At 40.0% G+C, this 18,297-nt stretch carries 20 protein-coding genes; 3 read left to right on the top strand and 17 right to left on the bottom strand.

The window, feature by feature from the left end; translation table 11 throughout:
• Positions 1–285: 285 nt before the first annotated feature.
• Both GNF10_RS26190 and ssb read right to left on the bottom strand, forming a co-directional pair.
• Positions 286–546, bottom strand: coding sequence for a hypothetical protein (locus tag GNF10_RS26190; RefSeq protein ID WP_260446229.1), 261 nt, complete (start codon positions 544–546; stop codon positions 286–288).
• Between the two features lie 73 nt (positions 547–619).
• Positions 620–1,003 carry a single-stranded DNA-binding protein gene (ssb, locus tag GNF10_RS26185; protein ID WP_185579892.1) on the bottom strand — a complete coding sequence of 128 codons (384 nt, stop codon included), beginning with the start codon at positions 1,001–1,003 and terminating at the stop codon, positions 620–622.
• 237 nt (positions 1,004–1,240) lie between these two features.
• Here ssb and GNF10_RS26180 point away from each other — a divergent pair, with 237 nt between their 5' ends.
• Both GNF10_RS26180 and GNF10_RS26175 read left to right on the top strand, forming a co-directional pair.
• Complete coding sequence (locus tag GNF10_RS26180) at positions 1,241–2,419, top strand: hypothetical protein (protein WP_185580225.1); 1,179 nt, start codon at positions 1,241–1,243, stop codon at positions 2,417–2,419.
• 41 nt (positions 2,420–2,460) lie between these two features.
• Complete coding sequence (locus GNF10_RS26175) at positions 2,461–3,159, top strand: hypothetical protein (protein WP_185580224.1); 699 nt, start codon at positions 2,461–2,463, stop codon at positions 3,157–3,159.
• Here the strand turns inward: GNF10_RS26175 and GNF10_RS26170 are convergent, their stop codons facing one another.
• From GNF10_RS26170 to GNF10_RS26145, 6 genes are all read right to left on the bottom strand, one after another.
• A complete protein-coding gene (locus tag GNF10_RS26170; protein ID WP_185580223.1) occupies positions 3,160–3,834 on the bottom strand; it encodes a hypothetical protein in 675 nt (224 codons plus the stop codon).
• A gap of 78 nt (positions 3,835–3,912) precedes the next feature.
• A complete protein-coding gene (locus GNF10_RS26165) occupies positions 3,913–4,788 on the bottom strand; it encodes an AAA family ATPase (RefSeq protein WP_185580222.1) in 876 nt (291 codons plus the stop codon).
• Positions 4,785–5,744, bottom strand: a complete 960-nt coding sequence (holA, locus tag GNF10_RS26160; protein WP_185580221.1) for a DNA polymerase III subunit delta — start codon at positions 5,742–5,744, stop codon at positions 4,785–4,787. Before holA ends, GNF10_RS26165 begins: the two co-directional genes overlap by 4 nt.
• 146 nt (positions 5,745–5,890) lie before the next feature.
• The gene (locus GNF10_RS26155; protein ID WP_185592460.1) at positions 5,891–6,673 is read right to left on the bottom strand and encodes a hypothetical protein; all 783 of its coding nucleotides are present in this window, start codon (positions 6,671–6,673) and stop codon (positions 5,891–5,893) included.
• A 270-nt stretch (positions 6,674–6,943) separates the two neighbouring features.
• Positions 6,944–8,761 (bottom strand): 3'-5' exonuclease, encoded by a 1,818-nt coding sequence (locus GNF10_RS26150; protein WP_185587451.1) that lies wholly within the window; start codon positions 8,759–8,761, stop codon positions 6,944–6,946.
• 11 nt (positions 8,762–8,772) lie between these two features.
• On the bottom strand, positions 8,773–9,558 hold the full coding sequence (locus tag GNF10_RS26145) for a hypothetical protein (RefSeq protein WP_185587453.1): 786 nt from the start codon (positions 9,556–9,558) through the stop codon (positions 8,773–8,775).
• On the opposite strand from GNF10_RS26145, the gene GNF10_RS38915 reads away from it, so the two are divergent.
• Positions 9,552–9,677, top strand: coding sequence for a hypothetical protein (locus tag GNF10_RS38915; RefSeq protein ID WP_260446052.1), 126 nt, complete (start codon positions 9,552–9,554; stop codon positions 9,675–9,677). The genes GNF10_RS26145 and GNF10_RS38915 overlap by 7 nt on opposite strands.
• Positions 9,678–9,940: 263 nt before the next feature.
• Here the strand turns inward: GNF10_RS38915 and dnaX are convergent, their stop codons facing one another.
• From dnaX to GNF10_RS26100, 9 genes are all read right to left on the bottom strand, one after another.
• Entirely contained in the window at positions 9,941–11,302 is a 1,362-nt protein-coding gene (gene dnaX / locus GNF10_RS26140) for a DNA polymerase III subunit gamma/tau (RefSeq protein WP_185587456.1), read from the bottom strand.
• Between the two features lie 66 nt (positions 11,303–11,368).
• Positions 11,369–12,745, bottom strand: coding sequence for a DNA polymerase III subunit beta (dnaN, locus tag GNF10_RS26135; RefSeq protein ID WP_185587458.1), 1,377 nt, complete (start codon positions 12,743–12,745; stop codon positions 11,369–11,371).
• A gap of 80 nt (positions 12,746–12,825) precedes the next feature.
• Positions 12,826–13,818 carry a DUF5895 domain-containing protein gene (locus tag GNF10_RS26130; RefSeq protein WP_185587460.1) on the bottom strand — a complete coding sequence of 331 codons (993 nt, stop codon included), beginning with the start codon at positions 13,816–13,818 and terminating at the stop codon, positions 12,826–12,828.
• Between the two features lie 131 nt (positions 13,819–13,949).
• Positions 13,950–14,297 (bottom strand): hypothetical protein, encoded by a 348-nt coding sequence (locus GNF10_RS26125; protein WP_185587462.1) that lies wholly within the window; start codon positions 14,295–14,297, stop codon positions 13,950–13,952.
• Positions 14,298–14,517: 220 nt separating this feature from the next.
• A complete protein-coding gene (locus GNF10_RS26120; protein WP_260446189.1) occupies positions 14,518–15,570 on the bottom strand; it encodes an SAM-dependent DNA methyltransferase in 1,053 nt (350 codons plus the stop codon).
• The gene (locus GNF10_RS26115) at positions 15,530–15,880 is read right to left on the bottom strand and encodes a hypothetical protein (RefSeq protein WP_185587464.1); all 351 of its coding nucleotides are present in this window, start codon (positions 15,878–15,880) and stop codon (positions 15,530–15,532) included. Before GNF10_RS26115 ends, GNF10_RS26120 begins: the two co-directional genes overlap by 41 nt.
• The gene (locus GNF10_RS26110) at positions 15,877–16,560 is read right to left on the bottom strand and encodes a hypothetical protein (protein WP_185587466.1); all 684 of its coding nucleotides are present in this window, start codon (positions 16,558–16,560) and stop codon (positions 15,877–15,879) included. Before GNF10_RS26110 ends, GNF10_RS26115 begins: the two co-directional genes overlap by 4 nt.
• Positions 16,561–16,622: 62 nt before the next feature.
• Entirely contained in the window at positions 16,623–17,462 is an 840-nt protein-coding gene (locus GNF10_RS26105; RefSeq protein WP_185587468.1) for a ThiF family adenylyltransferase, read from the bottom strand.
• Complete coding sequence (locus GNF10_RS26100; protein ID WP_185587470.1) at positions 17,450–18,046, bottom strand: Mov34/MPN/PAD-1 family protein; 597 nt, start codon at positions 18,044–18,046, stop codon at positions 17,450–17,452. The genes GNF10_RS26105 and GNF10_RS26100 overlap by 13 nt, the downstream gene beginning before the upstream one ends.
• Positions 18,047–18,297: the final 251 nt, after the last annotated feature.

The raw sequence follows: 18,297 nt of genomic DNA, 5'->3' as shown, positions 1-18,297 counted from the left end.
TAATTGAGGTTAAAAACGAAGTTTATGCTCATTTGACTGCCCTTTCACCCTTACAGCAACGTATTCTTGTTTTACTTCTCCCGGTTCGCTTATTTTTTTTGGAGTTCGAGAAATTGCCGAAAAACAGAAAATCTAGGTGTAGCAATGGTTTTAGCCATTCCTCTAAATTTACGTTGAACTACCACCCTGCTCTAAAAACTCTATTTTTATGCGATCGCACAAAGTCGGAATTAGAGTACATTTGTATTATAAGGTGGAACCCCTATTAAATCGTTCAGCTTTTTTCTAACTCAATTTAAAATGGGCGAACCGGGAGTTATCAACTAGCAAATCGAGATATCCTTCTGCTGTGCCGTGTACGCCTTCCCCCTGTTCGTTAATAACGACGGCGGGTGCGCCCTTGGAACGGAATGGCATCTCGTCAGCAACTACTCCTTCCTTGGAACGGTAGTAGAATTCGGCGATCCCAAAGGCAATCAAGGAACCTTCTTTGTCGTGGGTAGTGTTCACTGACTTAAGATTTATAGTTGCAGTATTATGAATCATGTTCGTTTTGTTTGTAGATTGATTAGATGGTTTATCGCCTACGATTTATAGTGCATAGGCGATTTGTAATTTCCTAGAAATTTGCGTTAGCGACAGTCTGTGTTTCGTTTGGTGCAGAAGTGGATGTAGATTCTTCCTTACGGGGTGAACCTAACAATTCAATAGCGTTGATTGTAATTACGGGTTTTTGCCGCATAGTGCCAGAATTTTTATCTGCCCAACGATCAAATCCAAACTCGCCAATAATTGCAATCTGGGTTCCTTTACGAACGTAATTTCCAATCACTTCTGCTTGATTTCCCCAAGCGACTAAATCAAACCAAAGGGCTTGTTCACTTCTGTAAGGTGGTCTTACTGCAATAGATATTGAAGCCTTAACTGCGCCAGACTCGAAATATTTGAGTTCCGGTTCTTGTCCGCATCTGCCAACCAGCATGACTTTGTTGATATAGTTCATAACGCGAGGATTTATATATTTCTCTTATTGCTGCGTCAGCATTAGTTCTTTCAGGATTTATTATTTTGACGAGTTATTTTATTTAAACCACATTCTTTTTTATTCATACTTATGAGTTATTTTTTGTCCTTGTTTATCGTAAAATTGTGGTTTTTACTAGGGAACGACTAGTTACCCTGTGCTATGGTGGTATCGCAATTAATCTGGTCTGTATCTAAAAATTATAAGTAATGACTTATGCCTGAATATCTTCTCCTGAAGCGAGTAAGTATTTGTAAGCTAATGCTTTTGGCTTTGATATGGATACAGTCCGATGAGGATAGCCAAAACCAGCTGACTTCTGACTACTCATCTTCTTTGCGGGTAGAAAATCTTACCTGGTTAGGAGAAACATCTGTTGGAGAAGATGTAGAGTATTTTTGTGATGTTTCAAATACAACTAGGATAGGCGTTTGGGGAGAAATCCTAGAACTAAAGTTAGTAGATTTAATTGTTGATTTACCGACTTGTTTGCACGATGCGTCATGGTTTGCTCTACTGGCAATTACCATGATGCTAGTAGATAAAGAACTAGACCGAGTATGCGTGCATTCACAAGATGAGTATTTTGCCCGGACTATCGCGCTTGAAATTTTAGCAGATTTGGGTGATTCTTACTTAGCCAAAGGTCATCCTTATTTAGATTTTCCTCTATCGTTAGAAGACGCTAAATCATTACTGCCAGTTAATAGAAAGCAAGAGCTAGAAATCGAGTTAGATAAATTTATTATTGATACTTATGAAGACGATTTTGATGATGAATCTCCAGACCTTAATGAATTTTCACCCATCTATTTACAAGAGATTTTAAAAGAGTTTTTTATTGAATCTGATTGGCAGGGTGATATCAATCAAGAGGCTGTTGCCCAACTCCAACAAAAGTATGGTTCGCAGTATTCCGAAGGTGCGTTTTCTCCTGAAACTGAGGGATACGAACGTTGGGGGAAAACGCTTGTTTTTCTCAAACAGTTTATAGGTCTGGATTCCAGTTTTATCGAAAGCCAGAGCGATTTATTCCTTGATGATAAATCTCAGGTGGCTGATTTACCTGATTACTTCTGTATCGAGTCTCATTTAGAACGTTGGCAAGACCGAACAGTTGTTTTATCACGCTTGGTTCATACTTTGGTTTATTTTTTGCTAGTAGGGCAAAATTATCATCCCAGTCATCTGCAAGATTTGATAGCTATTCCAGCTTCTTCGCGCGCCATATCCAGCTTACAAGCTTGTTTGGGTGTAGCTGCTTACAGAAGTGGTTATTACATGGCTGCTTCAAATATTCCTGAATCAGAAGTTGGGCGGAACTGGCTGCTAGAAAAAGCTTTCCCTAACCTGCTTGATTTTTATAAAACAGGTCGGTTAAGTGGAAAGCAATAATTAATATTCTGCTGTTGGTTTACAAATACAAATTTATATTTATGAATAAATACTTATTTATAGGATTGTTACTCTTACTCGTTGGATGTTCATCTCCAGAAAAAGAAGATAAAGTCTCGGCTATAGAATCAAATTCTTCACCTACCTCATCATTATCCTCAGCTAATGTTAATAATGCTACGCCATCGCTAAATCCAGAAGCGTTGCCTGATTTATCGAATAAAGAGAAGCTTGGAGAAGTTAATGCAGAGAACGACTTAATTAACTTGTTCTATTTTGATGGTAATGGTGTGAAAGTGAGTTTGACTATAGCAGCAGATAAAGGTTGTTTTGTCTACGTGCGGCGCAGTACTCCAGACCGAGTTGGTGAAGTTGAAATTGAGTCATTACGGCGCGAGAAATTGGGTCTGTGGCGTTCGTATAACACTCAGCGACTTCTAACTCAACCTGCTGGCAATAAACTAAAGGTTTATTCATCAAGTGAGGAACTTTCTTCTACTTATGAAAATCCTGCTGTATCACAAGAAATGCTTGTGGCAGTGAAGGAATTGAAAGAGCGTGAAAAATCGTTGAAATTACTTTTACGTCAGGACTTGAGAGCGAGTGATTCAGCAAGACGAATTTATGTCAATCAGTGTCAGAAATTAGGTAATTTTTATTATAAAGAAGAACTACCTCCTCTCACAGAAAAGGAGAGGAAGGACTTTGAAAAGAGTGTTGAAAAAAGTACTGAAAATTAGTTATGAGAACAGTGATAATTGCTCCATCTGAATATTACTTTCAGTTGTAGTTGCTTTAACAGGGTGTTTGTTCTTATTCGACGACCTTTTACCCCAACCTTCTTTCGCCGCGTGTTTGACTATGCGGGAACGGATATCAGCAGCTAGGGTTTCATAATCAGAGCGGATTTTTTCATACTGAACTGGGGTTGTACCAATCTTCTCCCACAGTTTATCGTATTTGAAGTTCTCAAAAGGTCTGTGCCTGATGAGGGCATCATAACTTGCCCAGAGGTAAACATCCGTCCATTCAGATGAAAGCGGCACTTCAAAAGCAATTGGCATCATCAGTGCAACAACTTCGCTGCTAGAAGCGAGTTTACCTACTTCTCCCTTGTCTATATCTTCTAATGCTGCATCTAATCTATCAACTGCGATCGCTTTTCCTACCCAGGACGGAATTGACTGTTGCCAGCCGTTCTGCTGAGTCACAATTGGCCCGACGATGTATTGAACAATTTCATGGCTTGCTCCTGCTAGATCAAGTAGACTGGCTGTTACAACTTTGTTAATCCCTTGGCTGGTTAGTAACTGAAGTATCTTTCTAGTGCTAGGAGTAAGAATTTCGCTAGCTTTTTGGATTTTGCTGTTACGGATAGTTTCTTCGACATCGAATAAGCTTTGCTGCTGGTTCATATTCTTTATGTGTAAATAAATACTGCCAGCTAGAAATACTTCTAACTGGCAGTGCTTTTTGATAATGGATGGGTTTTGCTATGGCAGAAGCAGGTGATCCCAAACGCTTCTAGGAGTAACGTGATGCAGCAATTGCTTCCTTGCTTGAGTGAATTTAGCTAGCAATTGAGTGCTTTTTAATTTCTGCCACCAGTTGTGTTGCAGGTAAGTAAGCAGCCATAATTGTGTCTCGTGATTCCAGCTTGAGATGGAGTTACTCAAACTGAGTGCGTTGAGAATATCGTCAGGAGGCACTTCCAGTTGACTTGTGATTTCTTTTGAGATGGAAGCTAACATTGTGATGTTGGCGATCGCTTGACCAGGACTGCCTGAACTCATAGCTAGTATTTTTTCTGTTACCTCGATTTGTCGGTCTTTCAGAACAGAAATAACCTCCTCATCAGTTAACCTTTGGAAAGGTATGATTTGACACCTACTCTTGATAGTGGGTAATAGCTTTTGAGGATAGGACGAGATCAGGATAAATGTTCCAGTTTTCGGTTCTTCCAGCGTCTTGAGAAGTTTGTTGGCGGCGGTAGGGTTGAGCATATCTGCTTCGTGGATAATCACCACCTTTTGCTTGGCCTTGACTGCACTAGTTGAAAGAAATTCGATTACCTCGCGCACCTGTTCTACTCGAATAGCAGGTATACCTTTCTGCTGGGAGGCGTTTTCGAGATGGGTTGGTTTGATTTGTAAGATGTCTAGATGGTTATTTTCTCCTGCCTTCGCGGAGCGACTCTCTCTTGGGAGTATCGCATTTGCGATCGCCAGAGCGGTTTTTCCTTTCCCTACTCCCTCAACTTGACTGCTAAATAGGTATGCAGGAGCAATTTTATTCTGTTCGATTGCTTCAGTCAGGAGAAGTTTGGCGGTATGTTGTCCGGTGATTTCTGTAAATAGGTTGTTTTTCATATCGTAGAAATTTCAGCAATTCGACTGGTTAGGTTGTCAATTCCGCTTTTGAGTTCGGCTTCGAGTTGTACAAGTAAAGTAAGGCTGTGTTTAAGCTTTTGAACGCCTACAAACTTGACTTCATCTTTGAGGTAATACAATCTTTTGGGGTTTTTCAGTTCGGCTATTTCTGCAATCTTCGTATCAGATAATTTAGTTTCTACCCCAGCTTTGGTTATTAACCAAGTGCGGAAAATAGAGGTAAGTGTTGCTACTATTTTGAGCGGGTGTTCATTATTATCTAGTAGTTTAGATACCTGCACTATTGCTAAACTTGGATGGTTTCTTAACATAGCAATAGTAAGCTTTAGGTAGTCAGTATTCTGATTGCCAACGAGATATTTTACTTCCTCGACAGAGATTATTTTTCCGCTTGCATAAACAGCAAGTTTAGCGAATTCGCTATCGGCTCGTGCAGTATTATTGCCAATTGCTTCAGCTAGGTAATCTGTAACATCTGGCGTGAGTTTAACTTGATGGATGGCTGCATATTTTCCTATCAAGTTCACTATCCCCTTTTTATCCCAACTTGGGACGAGAGGAAACTCTTCTTGTTGGGCATATTTTAGAATAGTTTTTACTACTGTTCTGCGCGAATCTGGCTTTTTATTACCAGTAATTAGTAGAATGTTGCTTGAAGGTATTCGGGAAAGGTGATTTTCAAGTTCTTGGTTATTATCTTCATTTGATAAACTTCCAATTAGAGAGTCGCTGTCTGTATGAATAATTTTATTACCCTCTCCAAAGGGCAAAGTCATAACCTCGGTAAAGACTTTGGCAGCAATATTTTTCTCATTTCCAGATAGCTTGACGTAATTGAAAGCTTTCCATTCCGCATGAACATTTTGATTCACTAAATAATCAATTTTTTGATTGAGTGAGTAGCTATCTTCGCCGTAGTACAGATATACAGTCATGATAGATTAGATAAACATTTATTGATCAGGCGTTAGTCGTAAGCGGTGGTTTAATAAAAAATAAGAGTTAGTAGTAACTCTTTCCATATCCTTAGTATTTGTTATATAGCCGCTAGCAAAATATAGCGATCAGCAAATACTTGCACTTAATTTTGTACTGACTGTACTGACTTCTGATTTGAGACTTTCTCAACAGTGTTTTCTACTGGTTGAGTACCCAAATATTTACGCCAAGAATCCAATTGTTGGAGATACTCTATTACTCCACTAGAACCAGTTACCTCATATAGCGCAATAGCTGTATCCCACTCCTTTAAGCTAGCTTTTTTCTTGGAAAGAATTTTGACTATAGCTCCTGGAAGTTTAGTCTCTTTACCAGTATCTAGATTTAGGTGTGATACGCTTTCTAGTAATAGTTCTTGTTCGGATAAAGGAACACCACCATCTTCGATGTTTATAGTATGAAGTTGGGCACTAATTCCTGATAGAGGAAGAGTATGCTGAATTAATTTTTTAACTTTCTTGGTTTTAGCATTCCTCCTTTTTGGTTTAACGATAACTGGGTTGTTTGGGTCTGCAACTTCGTAACACTGGGGAAGTTCTAGAGAAAGTTGACCTGTTAAGTGCCATGATGCAGTTCGTTTTTCTGGCGGGGTGATCCGGTACGAGAACTCGGCTGTTTTTCTTGCATCGCCAAATTTCCTTAGTTTGACCCGCATCTTGTAGCTGATAATTCCTTGAATGTAGGTTTTTGGGTCTAATATTATTCGGTTTGTATTTTCCCACCACTCAATTTCAACAACGCGATCGCCATCTAATTCATAGATAGTTCTAACTCTGGCATTAGGATGAGATGCAAGGAATGAGTTCACCCAAGCCCTTTGTTTTTTATTAAGCCTGGGCTTGCGATCTGAGGATTTATTTTTCATTAGTTACTTTTCCTATTTAAAAATAATATATCCATTAATAAATCAATAAATTGACGAACTTAATCAGTGAATTAATGACTGATTCTGTGTTTTCCAATCTAATTTTGGCGATATATTTTTTGTTTGTATGATTGCCTAAAAATACTTTAATAAAAGTCGATTTGATTGTAAAAATTTGTTATTTTTTACAAAATATTGAAAATTATGAATTGAAAAAAGACTTGATATTTATTATTTTCAGTTCTTAGGTTAAATATCAAGTTTATTCATCTAGAAAAGAGATAACTGATGTTCATTCCCTTCTAGTATTTCAGGAGCGGCTATTTTGAGGATTTCTTCTCGCCTTTTTTCGATTAGGTCAAGATAGTATTGACGTGAATAGCTCTCATTTGTGCTGGTATTAGTAATACCTCTGATTCCGTAATAGTAAATTACTACATCACCAGGCTTTCCTAATTTAAGAAGTTCTTTTTCTCCAACACGAATTTTGCGAATAATGCAGAGTTTTTCTATCGGGTATTTTCCTGATAAAATCTGTGATTTTACTTCTCTGAAATATTCCTCTGCTGTGGATTGGTTTTGGATTAAGTAGGTTAGATATTCAACAGGTAATTCTTTCTCTAGCCTTGAGCGAGAACGGTTTCTCCAACTACCTTTGCGGATAATCCAGTTATCTTTCAGCCATAACAGATAGTTCTTAGTTCCCCTTTGCGGAATAAACATTGCATTGGCAATAAACTCTAATTTGACGGTTATCCCTTTGGGTAATTGAGACTGAAGTGTGGCATACACTTTTTCTGGGTTGGGGTGAGTAAAGAACACCCCGTCAGTATCAACTTCTACAGGGATTGCACCAGCTTGATTGATTACCTCAATCATGAATTGTAGGATGCGCCGACCGTAAGCTGTTACCAAGGCGGCTGCTTCCATATCGTTGAAGGCGAGTTCCGATGTTCCGAAAAACCCAAATTGAGAATTAGCTAAAACTTTGGTGGATTCTCTTTTTTCCTTGGCAACAATGTCTCCGGTGCTGGCAACTTGTTCCAACCTTGATTTCTCATTTACCAAATATTGCAAGATGCTCAAGCCGATTCGCTTTGTATCCTTATGAGAGACAATTCCTTTCGACAATATGGTTTTGGGGTACATAGAACTGATATCGATGTATCCAACCTTTTTATATAGTCCTGGAATAGAGTAGGCTATCCCCCCTTGGAATTTATACTTACGGTCGGGTTTGGGTTTGTATCCTGGGTAGTGATGCGAGAATATTTGCTTCCACTTGGTGCCGTTACCAGCGAGGGCTAATTGCTGGAGGTTCATTCCCGGTACAACCAGTGCTTCATAGTGGTATGAGGGTACAAGTCTGTTAGCTATGAGTTGCGTATCTTCCAAGTCGTAAATAAGGTAATCCTTGATTTTCTCCCATCCCCTACTACCAGAACTGGCTTTCCAGCAGGCGAGAATTTCTTCATAGGGGAGAACCAGTCGCGCTTGCTTACGTAATCCCATTTCCAGTACCACCTGTTTAAGCGATCGCCCGTTAGTAAGTTCCTTGGCGACAAAATCCCACCTGAGAACGCAGATAAAGATATCTACATGCAGGCAGTTGCGGATGAATACCTCCCGAATTTCCAGTGGTTCGCCGCGTACTTGGGCAGTTCGGATAGTGCGCTTCTTAGATGCAATTCTAAATGGATGAGAAATGCCATGTAACTCGCAGCGGGTGATGAGAAATGGTAGGTCAAATTCTGTTCCATTGTAGGTGTAAATTACTTCTGGTTTGCTTGCTTCTAGGTGTTTGAAAAACTCCAGGAGGATTTTACTTTCGGCTTGATCCATAAAGATGGCAATCTCCCCTATCTCCCTCATACAGCCAATTGCATAGATACGATTTTCTCTTGGGTTTATCCCTGCCGTCTCAATATCGACTACCAGAGTTTTGAGTGTTCCGTAGGTCGGAATATTTACTGTGGGATGCCACTCAGGTATTGGGGTAATATCTGACCAGAATATGTCGAGTCTTTCCTCATCAACGATAATCTTATTACCAGATTTGGTAATAAAATCTCGGTGGTTATAATTCATAATATCCAAAATTAATTACTTTTTTTTGGCATGAATCCTTGTGGTTTAGTTGGTGGTTTTTTGGGCGATAAAAATACCTCAAAAATCATGTCTAGATTATTAGGAAGTGCGAATATTGAAAGCGGCTGCGTATGTGGTTCTTTTTCTTCTAATAGTGCGGTCATAATTCTGTACCAGGGTACTGCTGCTAATATTGATGTTGTTGCTGTAAGCAGCCATACTGGAAATTCGCGTACTTTTAATTGGTTGTAAGTGTTTTTAAGCTTTGAATTGTATTCCAGCCATGCAAATGCTACTAATTCTTTAAGAAGGTCTTGCCTACCATTGCTGTATATATATTTGCACGCTTCATCTACACACCGCTCATGAGTTTGTTTGTAAGCAATTGTTATTTCTAGCATTTGGATTTTTTCTGCTTCTGGTACTTTCCATTCGTTAATTGAGTCATTGCTGTATAAATTTTTGGCACAGCTAGAGGCAACCGCTAAAATACAGTCAAGGTTTTTTCTAAGTCTGCCAATCTCTAGTAGGCAGTCGTTAAAATGCGCTATTCCATTACTGCATTGAACTGAACTCCTCTTGATCTGTTTTGATAGCTGTCTAGTGGCGAATAGTCCATCGATAGTAAGTGTGCCATTAATGGCTATATCTAAAATTTCGAGAAAACGTTTTTTAAATAGTGCAAGAGTTTGTTTACGATCTAAGGTTTTAGGATGGGAATAGATAACTCCGCTAATTTCTGATTTATCGGGACATTCATTTCCTACACCTGGAAAATGCCTCCAGTAAGGTGGCATTTTTTCATCTTTGGCAAGGCATAATTCGCCAAAACATTTGGAGCATCGCGGTAATTCGTCAATATACGTATCAAAATCTGCGATCGCTGCTGGTAATTAAAGTCCTGTACGAAGGCTAATTGCTGCAACTGGCATAATTTTAATCAGATACTTCCAGAATGCCAGTTGTTAAATTTTGTTGTGGTATTACTTGATATCTTAATTTTTTGCTTCTCAATCAGGGCAGTCTTTATTAATATTGAGGCTTACTGCACAAGGTAGATATTGCTGTAGATGCAAGTGTATTATAATTAATGTAATTTTTGAATAAGCCTGAAAAAATCTTTCCCCAAAGTTCTTATTGGGGAAAGTAAGTGCTTTTACAAAGTGACGAACATTTGAATTAGGCAGTTTGTAATTGAGACTTCATCTGAAGCTCTTGTACCAGTTGTACCCACGCAGGTGCTTTTTTACCTTTAATGGGAGTAAGATTGTTCCAGTGCCTTTCGAGTTCAGATTGGGATAAATGTGGGAGTTGTTCCTTACCCCAATTGATAGCATCTTGGATTGTTTTCCAATTAGTCCAAGGTTGTTTTTCTTCTTTGATATTGCTTAACTCAATGAGTGTCGCTTCCAACCAAAGTTTAGCTGCCTCCGAGTCACGCATTAACTGTTGTCTTGACATTAAGAGGGCAATACTTGCCTGAATCTGGGTTAGTTCCCACATCTGAGAAATAGTAATGAGTTCCTGCCAAGTGTCTTCCTCCAGTTGAGTAATTTGTCTATTATCAGGAGCAGTTTTAGCCACTAGCAGGTCTTTGAGAAACCCAGTTAAACTTGAGTATATGACGAATGGGTTTTTGCCATACTCAATTAAGTCTTGGAGGATTTGTAAGTTAGCTGTTACGTCTCCTTTAGCAAGGTTTTCTGTTAGGGTAAGTAGGTCATGTTCGGGAACGACACCTGATAATTCCCAAACCCAATTTGGTGTGATTTCATCTACTCCCAGGTTGCTCAATTGATCGAGCAATACAAGACAGTTCCGAATAAAACCTCCACAAGACTTGACGATCGCCCAAATACCACGTGCGTTAATGTTGATGTTTTCGTTCTGGGCAACTTTTGATAAATACTGAACAAGTGTTTCTAGTCCTACTCTCCTAAAATCAAACTTTTGACAGCGCGAGATGATAGTTTCAGGAACCTTGTGTATTTCAGTTGTGCAGAAGATGAAAACTACATGACGGGGTGGATTTTCAATTGTCTTGAGAAGCGCCTGCCACGATTGACTGCTTAGGGCATGACATTCATCAATAATGAAAATTTTGTACCTTCCCTCAACTGGTGCAAACTGGGTAGTGGAAATTAACTCGCGGATTGTTTCTACCCCGCTATTGCTGGCAGCATCTAACTCAGTTACATCCAGGGAAGAAGAGGCTGTAATTCCCTTACATGAATTGCATTCTCCGCAGGGCTTGGTTGTCGGCTCATCGGTTGACTGGCAGTTGAGGGATTTAGCCATGATGCGGGCGGTGCTAGTCTTGCCTGTGCCTTTGGGACCGTTAAATAGGTAGGCAGGTGCAATCTTCTGGAATGCGATCGCCGTCCCTTGCGCGTCTCCTTTAGGAGAAGGCGGGCGTTGCGCGATCGCGGAGTGACTCCCTCCTGGGAGTATCGCATTTATGAGAGTGCGGACGATATGTTCCTGCCCGATTACTTCACTAAGGGTCTGGGGACGGTATTTGAGATGTAGTGGTTGGTACATAATTTCGATGATAAACGAGTGTTTTATTTACTCCCTACCAGTGTGGTTGGTAGGAAGTTTGATTTTTTAGGCAGTCGCCGCTTCTTTTTTCGTTCGTGGCGATCGTGAGGTTGACTTACCTTTGGTAGTATCTTTCGCTACCACTGATGGCGTTTCTATTTGAGGAGTTTCACTATCGTCTGTTGCCTGTGCCACATTTGTTACTTCTTCAGTGCCAGACTCAGTTTGAGTGCTAACTTCTGTTACTTCTTCAGTACCAGGCTCACTTTGAGTGCTGATTTTTGCCTTTGTAATTTGGCTATTTACCTTTTCAAACCCCTGCTTGATTTCTACAGGCATTACCAGATACAACTGATTGAGCAGTCCTCCCATCGGGCAGACAATGACTGGTTGGGTGGGTTTGTTGCACCGCACCACGATTTCATCGGTACTGATATGCTTTAATCCTTCAATAAGGTAGTCGATGTTTAATCCAATACTGATGTTTTCTGAATTACTAGTTACCGATTTCATCAGTACCGAGTCAACTGCATCCCCAATATCAGTAGCTTCAGTGTATAGTGTTGCCTGTGTAGCTTCCAATTCCCAGAGGATTTTGACAACCTTTTGCTTGCGTTCGGCTAGATAACTTACCCGCTTCAGCGCGCTCTCAAATCCCTTGCGCTCTAATGTAAATTCATACTCAAACGACCGGGGAATCAAGCTATTGATTTTGGGATATTCTCCCTCCAGAAGCCGGGAAATGAGCTTTGTATTAGGAAGGCTAAACTCGATAGTTCTATCTGATAGAAGAATATTGCACACGCTCGTATCGGCGCTTTGAGAGAGAATTTTGTTTAACTCGCCAAGTGACTTACCTGGAACAGTGAAGTTGATTGGGTCAGAATATTCGCTATCGAGTGTTCCTGTTACTAGCGCTAATTTGTGACTATTTGTACTAGCAGCTTGCCACTTGTTGGTATCAATTTTGAAGTTGACACCAGTTAAAACCAACTTTGTTTCGTCGCTGCTGGCGCAATAGAGCGTCCCTTCAAGTGCGGCTTGGAATTTCTTGGCACTTAAGTTTATCTCTGTTGGATTTTCTGCTTTTGGAAGTGTTGGGAACTCGTCAGATTTTCCGCCAATTAGTCGGCACTTACCGCTATTGTGAGTAATTATGCAGGCTTGATTTTCTACTTCTAGGGTAATTTCGCCTTTAACATTACTAACAGTATCAGTTAGTAGTTTGGCAGGAAGTGCTACCTGACCTGAAATTTCGACATTAGCGGTGGTTGTAGTATGAATTGTGAGGTTAAGGTTTGTGCCTGTTGCTGATACTATACCGTCTTCGTCTGCAATCAGTAAGATATTTCCTAAAATTGGGTCAGTGGGTTTAGGACTGATTGCGAGGTAAGCGGTTTCTAGAATTTCTGCGAGTTTAGATTGTTCAATTGTTAGTTTCATTTGTTACTTGGTTTTTAGTGGATGATTTCTTAACGGGCGCTATTTCTAGCACCCTTTTCGCTTAGATGAGGTAGTTTATTTTAGTAAGGCAGTTTTTCTATCTCAGTACTGTATGCTGTATAGTCATGACCTGCTGTACTAGGAGGAAGTGCTGCTATTGGCATATCGCCTGCACCTATCAAGCGGTTATGTTCTGCTACAACGGTTGATGTTTTACCGATGCGGTGAGAGAATTCGGGATTTGCCTGCATTGTTGTTTGGATATCGATTTCTTTGCCTTCTGAGAAGAATTCGAGAAAATCGCTGCCATCGGGGTTTGGTGATTTGTAGGAAGTGACAACTGCTACCCAGGATTTATCTCTTTGGTTAACTGCTTCTTTCGGTTCAAGGGATGGTGTGAAGGTGGGTTGAAATGCACCAAGGCGATGAAACTCTGCACGTTTTTCAGCGACAGTTGTATCAGTAAATCGGGCAAATGCAACCTCTAGTTCGCGTTGGAACTGTTTGTAAGCCTCGCCAAATTTTGATGATGCAACGCCTTTGATTGACAAGACAATTGGTACTGAGTGCAGGTTGTTATTATTTTCATCGACAAGTTGCAACAAGTAGAATCGTCTCAATACTGCGGCATCTTTGCCGAGTGCTTGGTACATTTCGTACCCATCAGGTGATTCGTACACACCCACAATTTTGCCATCATCGCGCTGTTCAATATATCTGGGAGAAACATCAAGAATGTGCATTCTGGGCGATTGCAACAATACTCCCATTTCTGGCGTACCACTGGAGAAAGTGTGCTTGTGTGTAGGTTCTTGTCCTTGCCAGTTAATTCCTGCTAAATACTTATCTTTTATAAACAACCCAACTTTTTCTGCTTCCATGTGGTTGATGACTTGGCAGATGCAGATATTGCTAATCGGCGCATTGTACTCAGGATTTGCAAATTTAGAAATAGCTGATTTACGCTTTTGTATGTTTGCCCCATTCTGAACGGTTTGTTGAGGAGGTTCTAACTCGGACGCTGCGCTTTCTTCAATAGCAGAATTAGTAGGCTTTGTTTGATTTCTTGCCATAATTTTAATTAATTGAAATCAATCTTTAATGCGTCAAGCAAAAAGCCGTTGTAAAAAATAAAAGTCGTCTGTTATAAAGACGACTTGAAAGATTTATTAATTTTTCACTATTTAGATACAGTTTTCATCATTTAAACTTTAGAACCTTTAATCGAGAAAACCTCGCAATCGCTTGTGGAGGTAAACCCTCTCGCAGTGCTGTTCTCAATGCACTCTTTCTTGAATTCGGTAAAGTTGTTCATGTAAATGTCTTCCTGAATAATTCCAGTTTTGGTGTTTAAAAGTGTCTGATAGATTTGCTGAAGATTGATGATGATTTGTTTAAGAACAGATGTATTTTCAGTTGTGAAAGTCAGTGACACAGATGTTGTGCTTGAATTGTGAATTGCAACTGTTTGTTCTTCAGGTGCGCCATAAGTTGTTATGTGACTATCTTTACCAGGAATAAATCTGTAGGAAGCAATAGTTTCAATTGCCATATTTATCTCCTTGTTCGTTGGGGTTTAATTTCAAGCATTTTATTAGTAAGTTTGGTGACATTACTGACTTTCCAACCAGCAAGCTTACACTTAGTAACTGCTAGTTCTAATTCTTGCTGTGTAAGGATTTTGTATCTCGCATACTTTCCGAATTTAGGGAAAATGTACGTGACATACCTAGTTTCATCAATTTGGCAGTATGCCATGCGCTTGTAGTACACTATGATTTAATGATTTTGATGATTCTAGTAGCTACATTTGTAGGGTTATTTGAACTCAAAAAGGCATCTTTATCTACCAATTCGACATAGCTCTTATTGCTCTGTAGCCACTCTTTGAAGCTTTGATACTTCCGGTTGAAGAAAACCGATTCAGGGACGACTGAAACTAATACACCACCTGATATAATTAACTTCCAAGCTTGATAGATATGCTCGACAAGTTCGCAAAATGGAGGATTCATGATACAGGCATTGTATAAATGACTGGGGTTAAACTCCAGAAAGTTTTTCCCTACGAGATTAAATCCTTTGAGTTCTAAAATTTGTCGTAGGTTGTAATTCACCTCTACTACCTCTAGTTGAATATTTGGGTAAGTTTGAGTGATATACTCAACAATATTCCCGCTACCAGCGCTAGGCTCTAAAATTCGCCAATTTGGTTCAATATCTGCCAGTTGAACAAGTCGTTGACAAACTGGTTTGGGAGTAGGAAAGAAGTCTCCAGATTTCATGCCAATGATTTCTAACTCAAGCTTATTAAGTTGCTGCTTGGTAGTATCAATTGCTTCAGGTTTTACTACCTGTTGAATTTCTGTTATTGCTGATATGATTTCGCCTGATGTATTTAACCCTGCACGACTGAGAGATTTTACCCAGTCTTGGTAATATTCGCCTTCTAGTATTTCTTGGACTTTCTGGCTAGGTTCTCCACTTTGAGAAATCCTAAATAGCACTTCCACCTGTGATTTACGAGATATACCGCGTAGTATTGGTGGGATATTTCCTACTTTCCACATTTGTGCGATCGCAAATAGCCAAGACTGGATAATCTCAAGTTCAATTCCTTCTTGGATTATCCCTTGAGCTATGGTTTTACGGCGCTTTGTTGCCCTTTGATTCCCAATAGCAGGATTTTTCTTTTGGTCAATATTTGACTGCATTGAGGCAGCTAGCTTGCGGAGAGTTTCTACTTTTTCTAAGTTAGGAATATTGAAAATATCTAGTGATGAGTTATCCTCGTTGTAGGACAGATTCAGTAGAGATAGTTGCATTGCTAGATTCCTTTAAATCTTTAACGGCGCATTTAAGAATTAGGGAGGTTGGTACATTCCAAGTTTTTACCTCCCATTCAGTAGCTAATCGTTCTGAGTGACGGATTACTGCACTACTACATTTGTTTTTTCTTACAAGCCAATCTCTAAACTTTTCGGCTTGTTCTTTGGTATCGAACCCGAAATAGCTGGTTTTTCGGTTTCCCAAGGGATCAGTAATAGTTGCTACCCGACGTGAGAGAATATTGAGCGTCCAACCACCGTTAGAAGTGAGTTCGATTTTGCTGATATTTAATTCTGTTGGATTCATAATTCCACTTCAGGAATTGCTGCTAAATATTCCGTAGTTGATATTTCTCTTGCCAGCCATTTGTCATGTGCTTCTTGAGGAGTTATTTTTTCGGCTAAATGTTTATTTTCATTGTTGTCTCCTAGAAAAGGAGCGAGTGTTTCTTCTAGCCGTTCTTTGAAAGCCAAATATTTTTTATCAGAGTAAGTAAACTGGTAGATACTATCAGTATTTATGAACAAGTAAACTAGGCTAATTTGTTCTAATGGCATTCCAGTTCGTTCGTGAAGGAGAAATAATCTCAATTGGGTTTGCCATTTGCTCTCAAGAATTTCAAATTTAGGAGGTTTTTGAATTGTCCAGTCAAACCCAACTACTTGATTTTCACCATAGATAATGAGGTCGCACTCACTATAGAGAAGAATATCGTGATATAAATATTGAAGTTGGGCGCTCCATTGTTTGTTTCCAGGAATGTTTAGAAAAGGTTTTACCTTATTAACCCAGTTATTAATTTGGGGGTATTCCTTTAAGAAAGGTTCGACTGGTAGCCCTAACCCAATTTGTTGCATGACGAGATGAAACTGACCTCCAGCAACTTCGGGTTCACTTTTTACAGTGAGATTATAATAATTTTTCGTCGATAAACACTCTGGATTATGTTCGACTAGCTCAAGTTTTTTGTGATTGAATCGATTCATAAAAATATATCCCAAATTTGTTTTTTGGGATAAATATGCGTGAGCTATTTGTGGTGATTTATCTACGGTATATAGTATTTTTTCAGATTGTCGATGCTTGTGTATAAACTTCGGGTTGACATTGCTTTGAGGTCAAAATAACTGGCGAACTTTTTCAACCCCCCCGTGAGGGTTAATTCTAGTAGATACTGGGCTGCGATCGCACTCGTCATTTTATTGACAAATAGCGACTGATAATTTCGTGCTTGAATTTCTGCACATGAGAGGTTATTGTGACTAAGTTCTTCCAGTTGAGGAACTAACAATTCCGGGTGAACCAGCGCCGGAGAGGGAAGATGCAACCAGAATTTAGGTTTGTCTGGGTTATTGGAAGCCTGGACTATATCAAAATTAGAGTGCGTTCCAACTACTACTTGGCCGGAGTAGTTGCTGTTTCCACAATCCAGCCAAAATAGCGATGCTGGCTCATTTGCACTGTTCAGTTCGAGAACTGAGTGAATTTTGCTCCTGGCGGCGCTGTTATCCACACAACCAATAATTACTGTTAGGGTGTTCCATGAATTGGTGGTGCGAATCATGTCTTCTTCAAACCAGTCGCAAATGGCTGTAATCTCAATTCCATACTTGGCGCTGCATCTTGCAGCCAGTGTTTCTACCTTTGGTAGTCCAATTTCAGCTTGTTGATAATTTTGGCGGGTGATATTCTTAAGTTCGACAGTATCGCCATCGACGAGCGTAAAGTTGATTTCTTTCCCCGTGCGCTGAAGTTGCAGGATAATTCGACATAAGTCTTCTGCAAGAAACCCCCCTGTTCCTCCTGTTCCCACTAAGACGAAGTTGATACGGGTATGATGGCGAGGTAAGACGGGTAAAGCTTGTTGGTAAGCAGTTAATTCGAGCATTTTACCTGTGGCGGAAGTTCAAATATTTGATTGGGGTTGATGTCGAAAAAGTGATTGTATATCCCTATCCGGGTATAGATTGTGGGAATGGTATTCAGTGTGCCGACGATCGCGAACACTCGAAATTTGCCTTTTTCTTCCTGATTGTCAGCACTTGAAGGGTAAGCAGCTAGAGTTCCATGACTATGTATTTCCACTACCCCATCTATATAGCTTTTATCGAGTGCGCTTTCTAGAGATAGGACGTGAGTAGAAGACGCAGTTTGCAGTGGCGTGTGACACCACCATTGGTAGTTTGTCACTCCCAAATAGAATAGGATTTCCTGTTGGGGGTTGATACTGGCAGCATTGATAATATCAGCAATTACAAGGCTTGGGACTTTTGGGACTTTCAGACGAAAGTAGGGTTCAAGGGGTTGGAGTCCAGCAACTTGAGTTTGAGTCACTTGCAAGCAAACCTCTAACTCGCGGCGGTGCGATCGCAAGAAAAGCCCATTTGCTGCCAGCCAGTACTCTTGGAGTTTTTGACTGTAGGGAGGAAAATTATTACTTGTAGCGAAGTGATAACCGATAAAGGGATTCATGACTAACTGAACAAATGATTGATAATGTCTTCTGGGGTTGTGACTTTCCAGCTATGAACGGAAACAAGGTCACTTGAAGGGTAGGATTTGGGTTTAGACTCGTGCAATTTGATTAGCTGGTTGCAGATATTATCGGGATGAGTTTTTGACTTGCCTTGGGACAAGTCCTTATTACTGACTTTTCACGGGATGTGGAAAAGGGGATTGGTTCGCGACCAGCTATCGCGAACCAATCCTCTGGACTTAAGATA

Origin of the sequence: Nostoc sp. UCD121, assembly GCF_014222285.1 — a bacterium.
Classification (GTDB): Bacteria; Cyanobacteriota; Cyanobacteriia; order Cyanobacteriales; family Nostocaceae; genus Nostoc.
The sequence above is the reverse complement of the archived record's forward strand: the minus strand, read 5'-3'. Positions and strand labels throughout refer to the sequence as shown.